Origin of the sequence: Rubrimonas sp. (assembly GCF_036788415.1) — a bacterium.
Classification (GTDB): domain Bacteria; phylum Pseudomonadota; class Alphaproteobacteria; order Rhodobacterales; family Rhodobacteraceae; genus Rubrimonas.
The window spans coordinates 1-2247 of record NZ_DAIQNN010000223.1 but is presented as its reverse complement, the minus strand read 5'-3'; the positions used below and the strand labels follow the sequence as shown (position 1 = coordinate 2247).

Here is a 2247-nt window from a genome sequence, read left to right as displayed (position 1 = left end):
TCGAGGTGGTCTTCGCCGACATGATCGCGCCGGAGGATGCGCAGCAATATCTCGCAGGGCTGATCCTGCTCGGGGCCGCGCCCTGCACGGCGATGGTGTTCGTCTGGTCGCAGCTCACGCGCGGCGACCCCGCCTACACGCTGGCGCAGGTCTCGGTGAACGACGTGATCATGGTGTTCGCCTTCGCGCCCATCGTCGCCTTCCTGCTCGGCGTGACCGACATCGAAGTGCCTTGGGAGACGCTGCTGCTCTCGACGGTCCTCTACGTCGTGATCCCGCTCGCCGCGGGGGCGCTGACGCGGGCGCGGCTGATGCGGCGGGGCGGAGAGGCGGCGGTGGCGTCCTTCACCGACCGGATCAAGCCCGTCTCGGTCGGGGCGCTGCTGGCGACCGTCGTGCTGCTCTTCGGATTCCAGGGGCCGGTGATCCTGGAGCGGCCGCTGGTGATCGCGATGATCGCAGCGCCGATTCTCGCGCAGTCCTATCTGATCTTCGGCCTCGCCTTCGCCGCTGCGTGGCTCTGGCGCGTGCCGCACGCCATCGCCGCGCCCTGCGCGCTGATCGGCACGTCGAATTTCTTCGAACTCGCCGTGGCGGTGGCGATCGGGCTGTTCGGGCTCGGCTCGGGGGCGGCGCTGGCCACGGTGGTCGGCGTGCTCGTGGAAGTGCCCGTGATGCTGTCGCTCGTCGCCTTCGCCAACCGCACGCGTCGCCATTTCCCCGCCTGAGGAGCCTCCAATGCCCCGCATCGCCGTCAACGGCCTCGGCCGGATTGGAAAACTGCTGCTGCGCGCCTACGCCGCCGAGGCGCCGGGCGGCGAGGTGGTCCTGCTCAACGACCTCGTCGAAGGCCCCGAGGCGCATGCGCTGCTGCTCGAATTCGACAGCGTCCATGGCCGCTGGACCGCCGACATCGCCGCGACCGAGGATGGGCTGTCCATCGACGGCAAGCGGATGCGGCTCACCGCGCATCGCCGCATCGAGGACCTGCCGCTCGCCGAGATGGGCGTGGACATTGTGGTGGACTGCACCGGCGCTTTCACGAAGACCGCCGCGCTCGAAGCCTATTTCGCGGCGGGCGTGAAGAAGGTCGTCGTCTCCGCCCCGGTCAAGGACGGCGACGCGCTGAACCTCGTCTACGGGATCAACCACGACCTCTACGACGGCTCGCAGCGGCTGGTGACGGCGGCCTCCTGCACCACCAACTGCCTCGCCCCGGTGGTGAAGGTGCTGCACGAGCGGATCGGCATCAAGCACGGCTCGATCACCACGATCCACGACGTGACCAACACGCAGACCATCGTGGACCGCCCGATGAAAAACCTGCGCCGGGCGCGCTCGGCGCTGACCAACATGATCCCCACCACCACCGGCTCAGCCACCGCCATCACGCTGATCTATCCGGAGCTTAAAGGGCGGCTGAACGGCCACGCCGTGCGCGTGCCGCTGCTCAACGCCTCGCTGACCGACTGCGTGTTCGAGATGGAGCGGGCGACGACCGTCGAGGAGATCAACGGGCTGTTCGCCGAATACGCGGCCGGGCCTCTCGCCGGCATCCTCGGCTACGAGGACCGCCCGCTCGTCTCGTCGGACTATCTCAACGACACCCGCTCGGCCATCGTGGACGGGCTCAGCACGATGGTGGTGAACGGCACGCAGGCCAAGGTCTACGCGTGGTACGACAACGAGATGGGCTATGCGTGGCGGCTCGCCGACATCGCCCGCATGGTGGCGCGGGGGCTGTGAGATGAGCGCTCCCGCGCGCCCCGTCGCCGCCTACGCCGCGGTGACCGCCGCCTACTGGGCGTTCATGCTGACCGACGGCGCGCTGCGGATGCTGGTGCTGCTGCATTTCAACGCGCTGGGATTCTCGCCGATCCAGCTGGCGTACCTCTTCCTGCTCTATGAGCTGGCGGGCGTCGTCACGAACCTCTCGGCGGGGTGGATCGCGGCGCGCTTCGGGCTGACCAGCACGCTTTATGCGGGGCTCGGCCTCCAGATCGCGGCGCTCGCCGGGCTGGCGGCGCTCGACCCCGCATGGAGCGTCGTCGCCTCGGTCGCCTTCGTGATGGCGGCGCAGGGGGTCTCGGGCGTCGCGAAGGACCTCGCCAAGATGAGCTCCAAGAGCGCGGTGAAGATCCTCGCGCCGGCGGAGCAGGAGGGCGCGCTGTTTCGCTGGGTGGCGCTGCTGACCGGCTCGAAGAACGCGGTGAAGGGCTTCGGCTTCTTCCTCGGCGCGGCGCTGCT

The 2247-nt window shown here is 69.0% G+C and carries 2 protein-coding genes and 1 pseudogene; all 3 read left to right on the top strand.

Annotation, left to right across the window (positions count from 1 at the left end):
• On the top strand, positions 1 to 728 hold a 728-nt coding region (locus tag V7Q31_RS18870; protein ID WP_333835375.1), incomplete at its 5' end, for an arsenic resistance protein.
• A gap of 10 nt (positions 729 to 738) precedes the next feature.
• On the top strand, positions 739 to 1746 hold the full coding sequence (locus V7Q31_RS18865) for an ArsJ-associated glyceraldehyde-3-phosphate dehydrogenase (RefSeq protein ID WP_333835374.1): 1008 nt from the start codon (positions 739 to 741) through the stop codon (positions 1744 to 1746).
• Between the two features lies 1 nt (position 1747).
• Positions 1748 to 2247, top strand: a pseudogene (locus tag V7Q31_RS18860) (organoarsenical effux MFS transporter ArsJ); the annotation flags it as partial.